The following is a 6,582-nucleotide window of genomic DNA, read 5'->3' as shown; positions in this document are numbered from 1 at the left end:
GATGCGCGGGCGCCGAACTTCTACAACGGCACGACCCCGGGCCAGGGCCGCCTCGGACACATTCCGGGCGCCAAGAACCTGTTCTTCAACACCCTGTTCGACACCACGAACAAGCTGCTTCCCGTTCCGAAACTGAAGGAGTTGTTCGAAAAGGCGGGCGTGAAACCGGGGGAGGAGGTCGCCACGTATTGCCATGTTGGACAAACTGCCAGCGCCGTCTATTTCACGGCGCGTTATCTCGGCTATTCGGTGCATCTCTACGACGGCTCGTGGGACGAATGGGGCGGCCGTATGGACCTGCCGGTCGAAGTGCCGGAAAAAGCCGATTCGACGAAGAAGTAAATGTCATCCTGAGCGCAGCGAAGGATCTCGCCAGTCGATGACCGGTGAGATCCTTCGTCGCTTCGCTCCTCAGGATGACAATCGATTTTCTCTATCCGACGCTCCGCGTGGGAACGCATCCTGGGGCGCTCTGCGCCCCCCTTCCTCTTTGAACTTCCCTTATTTATCTGTAGATTTCCCTCCATGATCGGCCAAACCATCCTGCAGTACAAGGTTCTCGAGAAACTCGGCGAGGGCGGCATGGGAGTCGTCTACAAAGCGGAGGACACCAAGCTCAAACGCATGGTGGCCTTGAAATTCCTTCCCGCTCACGCATCCGCTTCTCAACAGGACAAAGCCCGCTTCGCCCAGGAGGCGCAATCCGCCTCGGCGTTGAACCATCCGAACGTCTGCACGATCCATGACATCCAGGAGTACGAGGGACAAATGTTCATCGTCATGGAGTTCGTGGAAGGAAAGACGCTGCGCGAAGTGAGAGAGACGCTTACATCCAAGCAGGCGATGGATATCGGGATTCAAATCGCCGACGGGCTTGCGGCAGCGCACGAAAAGGGGATCATCCACCGGGACATCAAGCCTGAAAACGTCATGGTGCGCAAGGACGGCATCGTTCAGGTGATGGATTTCGGCCTCGCCAAGCTCAGAGGCAACGTCACGAGATTGACCAAAGAGGGAAGCACTGTCGGGACCGCGGGCTACATGTCGCCCGAACAGATCCAGGGACAGGATGCCGATCATCGATCGGATATCTTCTCCTTCGGGGTGCTTCTCTACGAGCTCTTCACCGGCCTGCTCCCCTTCAGGGGGGTGCACGAGACGGCGCTGATGTATGAGATAGTGAACGTCGACGCCGCGCCGATGTCCACCGTCAAGCCTGAGATCGACGCCGGGCTCGACGCCATCGTGCTCGAATGCCTGGAGAAAGATCCGCGCGACCGCTACCAGTCGATCGCCGAAGCCGGTAAAGATCTTCGAAAGTTCAAGCGGGAATCGAGCCGCTCAAGGGTGAGCCGCGTGACCGCCACCCGCCCGGTCTATCAATCGTCCGGCGCACAGCCCCTCGAACATCCGGAACCCGAGGCACCGTCAAAGCGAACAATTTCGTTGATTCCCTGGATCATCGCGGCGGTATTCGCGGTTGCGCTTGGAGCTCTTTCTTTCATCCATTTTCGCGAGCGCGTTGCGGATTCTCCCGTCTTGAGATCATATATTCATCCGCCGGATAAGGTCACGCTGGAATCTCGATTCGGCGGAAATATCGCTCTTTCTCCCGACGGCCGGACGCTGGCGTTCGTGGGGAAGGACACGGTGGGAAAATCCTTTCTCTTCGTACAATCCCTTCGATCGCTCGTCGCACTCCAGTTGCCTGGAACGGATGGCGCGATCTACCCCTTCTGGTCTCCGGACAACAGGCAGGTTGCCTTCTTCGCTGATGGACGCATGAAGAGAGTCGATGCGACCGGCGGTCCCGTCCTGACAATTTGTGAGGCGCCGAACGGCCGGGGCGGCACGTGGAATTCCGCGGGCGTTATTCTCTTTGCTCCGGACAACACCAGCGGACTCTCACAAGTTGCAGCGGTGGGAGGAGCGCCGGTCGTTATCACCCGCGTCGATTCAAGCCATAAGGAGGATAATCACAGGTGGCCCTTGTTTCTTCCGGACGGCGTCCACTTTCTCTATGCGACCCAGACGATAGGCGCCGGCGGCGCAAGCGAACAGGACAGGATCCTTGCCGGGTCGCTTGCCGACACATCGTTTCGAGTTGAGCTCTTTCATGCCTCGTCCAATATGGCGTTCGTACAGGGACATCTGCTCTACTTCCAGCAGAAAGCCCTCATGGCTCGTCCCTTTGATCCGGAAAAGATTTCTTTCACGGGCGATGCCGTCCCGGTCGCCGAGAACATCCTCTACGGTACACCCAGATCAAAGGCCTCATTTACCGCATCCGGTACCGGGATTCTTCTCTATCAGGGAGGATTCACCGCGCTGAACAGGCTGGTGTTTGTAGACCGATCCGGCCGGGAGGTCCAGTCGCTCGCCGAGGGGGCGTCACTCGCAAACGCAAGACTCTCTCCGGATCAAAAGCAGATCGCCTATGCGCAGGAAGATCCGCAAACGGGCACGGGAGACATTTGGCTCAGTGAGATTGCGCGCGGCGTGCGCACCCGTTTCACGTTCGATCCGGCCACGGAGAACAATCCTGTCTGGTCACCCGACGGCAAGTCGATCGCCTATGGCTGGTCCCGGGGGGCCCGGACGGCTATTTACGTGAAAAGCGCGGTCACATCCGATACCGCGCACCTTCTCTATGCTTCAAGCACCAGCAATGTTGCCACGAGTTGGTCTCCGGACGGAACGTCTCTCGCGTTCTATTCTACGGGCGACGCAAAAACGAAGGTCGATCTCCTGCTGCTCCCGTTAAACGGCAAAAGCGAGCCGATTAATTTTCTAAAAACTCAATTCATTGAAGTGCTCGGAAGGTTTTCCCCGGATCAACGATGGCTTGCATACATGTCCGACGCTTCCGGGCAATTTGAGATCTATATCCGGCCGGTCTCAAATTCCGGGGCGCAATGGCAGGTGTCGAGATCCGGCGGTGTGGTTCCGATCTGGAGAGGCGATGGGAAAGAACTCTATTTCGTTTCTAACAACCGCAAGCTGATCGCCGTCGACATCAAGGCTTCGCCCGCCGGAATTGAGATCGGCGCCGAGCACGAGCTCTTCGACCTGGATGCCCGGGGGCCTGCCGCGGCCAGCGATGTGACGGCCGACGGCACCAGGTTCCTCGTTTCCGTATCTCCGGCCGGCCTGACCCAGCCGATTACGATGGTGGCGAACTGGGATGCGGAGTTGAAGAAGAAATAATTGTCATCCTGAGCACGTTCGCTTCGCTCAGTGTAAACTCCGCGAAGGATGACAGTTTACCGCACCGTAAAGGGGATCGACCCTTCCGTGTGCTCCCACTTGAATCCGATCTGCCCTTCGTTCCCCTTTGAAGTGATCTCGAACGTGAACTTCTCGACAAGTTCATCGTGCGACTTGATCCCGATCGGAACACGCCCCAGATCTTTCGACTGATCGTAGTTTGTCCCCCACTGGCCGTGCTGACTGTTGATGATCAGCGTCCACTGCTTTACGCCCGGGATGGAAAATACGGAATATGTCCCGGGAGGAACGACAACGGAACCGAACCGGAGTTCCTTGTCCGTTATCAGTTGGGTCGCCGCGTTCGCCCCCGTTCGCCAGACGCTGTCCCACGGAACGACATTTCCAAATATGGTCCGGCCCCGGACGGACGGGCGGCCGTAGTCGAGCATCACGTGGGCTCCGTTGATCTCGGCGCGAACGGTATCGCGGGGTGAAAGTACGCCGATCGGCTTTCCGGATTTTTCACGGGCCAGATATTCGTTTGACATCGCCAGGACGTCGAGAGGCGGGACCCGCTCCGCGACAAACTTGTCGGTCGTTCCGGTCAGGTCGAATTTTCTGATCGAAGCTCCTTTCCCCAACTCCACCATGATCGGCGCAAAATCGCGCTCCGGATTCGAAAGCTCCAATCCGCCTGTGGCCGTCTCCTTTATGGTATACCCGATCGTTCGTTTCCCGGCCAGAACGCTGAATTCTTTCTTGCCGCTCCCGAGCGCGCGCTGCAGGGACCACTGCCACCCGGCAAAGATATCGATGGAGAATGGGAAGGGCCGATCCTTGGCGGCAACCGTGTAGCGTTGGGTGTTGGTATCCTGTTTGTTAACCACCTTTACGCTGTCGTTCGTATAGGCGTAATTACGCTCTCCGACGCTGCCGTTCGATCCGGTGGACTTCAGGTGAAAGTTCACAAGATTCCCGGTGGAATCGAATTGCGCCGAGAACTCCCGTACGGTCACACGCGGGGAACGTACGACGCTTATCCCCCTCATGCCGTGAGAATCGATGCTGGAGTTTTCAGCGGCGATCGTATCCTGACCGAGCCTGGTCAGGAAGCTGTTGACCTGCCCTGTTTGCGCCGCTGCAAGTCCGGCGAACAACATGGTCATTGTAGCGCAAAAAAAGATTTGTCGAATCATTTGATGCCCTTTCAGTAGTAAATTAATTAGCTCTTCATCATGCTCTTAACCACGAACCAGACGTTTGCGGGCCGCTCCGCGAGGCGGCGTACGTACCATGGGAACCAGAAGGTTCCGTAACTGATCAACGACCTCACGCGGTAGCCCTCCCGTGCCAGCCGGAGCTGCTCCTCCGTTCGTATGCCGTACAGAAGCTGATACTCGTAGCCGCTTTTTGAGAGACCCTCTTCGGAGGCCTTCTCTGCGGCATACCTGATCAAGGCGGGATCGTGAGTCGCAATTCCCACCAGTCCACCGTTATTCTTTGCGCTCGCGAGAAGCGAGCCGGCCAGCTTTTGATAATTTGCGTCGACGTCCGATTTCTTCGGGTAAGCGGCATCGGCCGGTTCGGCGTACGCGCCCTTCACGAGCCGGATTGCGGGTCGCAGGGGGAGGAGGCCGTCGAGATCCTTCTCCGTGCGGTAGAGGTACGCCTGCAGACACAATCCGACATTTGAAAACCTGGAACGGGCGTGCTTGAATACGGAGATCGTCCGGTCGACGTACTTGCTCTGTTCCATATCGATCCAGACCATATTTCCCAACGCATCTGCACGCTCTATAATAGAGGTGAGGTTCTTCAGGCAGAATTCTTCGCTCAGATCGAGACCGAGCTGGGTTAATTTCACGGAAAGGTAGGCGTCGAGACCCCCCTCTTTGATCCGGGGGAGCGCATCCAGGTAGTGATCTCTTACCTCTTCCGCCTCGGCCGGCTCGGTGATGTTTTCACCCAGCCGGGTCAGGATCGTGTTGATGGAGCTCGACTTCAATTCCCCGGCCGCTCTCAGCGCATCGGCAAGCTCTTCACCCGGCATGAAACGCCTCACGGCCCTTCGCACGAAACCGTAGCGGGGAAGCCTCTGCCTCAACGTCTGGTTATCGGAGACCCAGAGCAATGCCGATCGCGCAAGACCCATCAATCACGCCTGAAAGTAGTTCGGGTTCTAATGTAACGATTTCCGGTTCAGATGTCCAAAAAGAGTTGAAAGATGCTGACCAGGAGCATGTCAGCATGACGAGGTGGAGAGACGTTTCGCTCGCTCCCACGCTCCGCGTGGGAACGCATACCGCGGCGCTCTGCGCCGCATCACGCCGCTACGGGAAGACATTTCACGCGACCTGAAGGTCGCGCCTACCGATGCTTCAGGATTGGTCGTTACCCGACGCCTCGGGTTTGGTAGCCGCAGGCTTTAGCCTGCGGTCTTTCATCCCGGCATGACACGAATCGTCACTTGACTTACGCCCACGATATCCCGATACTAGGCGTGCTTCAAAAACGAATCTAAGGAATCAGAATGAGTTTGACCAACAGAGTTTTCCTCGTGCTGATGTTCCTGGCGCTTGGTCCCGTTCCCACTTTCGGACAGACCCTCGACGTCCAGCCCGGATCGGAACGTTGGTTCGTCAAGACATCCCTTCCCGCCAGCCCGAAGACGAAAACCATCACGATCCGCAAACTCCTGTCACTCGGGTCGCCCATCGGCACGCCCTCGGAGGCCCCCGACAGCGCGCGCATCACCAACCCCGCAAGCCCCGGAGCCGCGAAGGAGGGGACCATCGTCACGACCACCGCGTGGCTGCACCTCGTCGCGCTCGAGCGCGCAAGCGGGACACATCGCGACGGAGATTACCACATTCAATTGAGAAGCGACAGCACCTGGGGCGACTCCTGTTTCATCGTCGAAGTCCCCTACCCCCCGTTCGTGGACGATCCGGCGCTCAAGGATTCGTGTGAAAGGGTGCGGACATTCATCCGCGACCGCCTGCTGGCGGGAAACGAACCGGGAACCCGCGGAAACATCATGCAACACCGCGTCCATGTGAAGATCAAGGGGCAGCTTTTCTTCGACGCCTCGCACCTGCGCAACGACGGCACAATCGATCCCCGCGGAAAGCAGGGACACGGGCCTACTCCGATGCACTCCTACACCGCGTGGGAGCTTCATCCGATCATTTCCATGTCGTTTGCGAAGAATCCCTGAGCGGTCTTGTTCAGCTTTCTCGTTCCCACGCTCTCAGACTGTGTGAAAACCCCTCCGGATGTTCCTCCGTCGAAGGGGCTCCGAGCGTGAGATCATGCGAGAAAAAAATCTATCTGTGCCCCTCGCAAAAGCTCGTTAGTGTATTATATTTGTAG

Annotated in this window: 5 protein-coding genes; 3 read left to right on the top strand and 2 right to left on the bottom strand. The window is 57.8% G+C overall.

Annotation, left to right across the window (positions count from 1 at the left end; genetic code table 11):
- The coding region (locus VI215_06320; GenBank protein HEY6191929.1) for a rhodanese-like domain-containing protein at nt 1-342 on the top strand (342 nt) is incomplete at its 5' end.
- Nucleotides 343-525: 183 nt separating this feature from the next.
- A complete protein-coding gene (locus tag VI215_06315) occupies nt 526-3,207 on the top strand; it encodes a protein kinase (protein HEY6191928.1) in 2,682 nt (893 codons plus the stop codon).
- A 56-nt stretch (nt 3,208-3,263) separates the two neighbouring features.
- Here VI215_06315 and VI215_06310 read toward each other — a convergent pair whose 3' ends face one another.
- Nucleotides 3,264-4,376: a DUF2911 domain-containing protein gene (locus VI215_06310; protein HEY6191927.1), complete on the bottom strand. Its 1,113-nt coding sequence runs from the start codon at nt 4,374-4,376 to the stop codon at nt 3,264-3,266.
- Nucleotides 4,377-4,432: 56 nt separating this feature from the next.
- Nucleotides 4,433-5,362, bottom strand: coding sequence for a proline dehydrogenase family protein (locus VI215_06305; protein ID HEY6191926.1), 930 nt, complete (start codon nt 5,360-5,362; stop codon nt 4,433-4,435).
- Nucleotides 5,363-5,740: 378 nt separating this feature from the next.
- On the opposite strand from VI215_06305, the gene VI215_06300 reads away from it, so the two are divergent.
- On the top strand, nt 5,741-6,427 hold the full coding sequence (locus VI215_06300) for a hypothetical protein (protein ID HEY6191925.1): 687 nt from the start codon (nt 5,741-5,743) through the stop codon (nt 6,425-6,427).
- Nucleotides 6,428-6,582: the final 155 nt, after the last annotated feature.

Source organism: Bacteroidota bacterium (assembly GCA_036522515.1).
Taxonomy (GTDB): Bacteria; Bacteroidota; Ignavibacteria; order UBA10030; family SZUA-254; genus VBOC01.
This window is presented reverse-complemented; position numbering and strand designations above follow the sequence as displayed.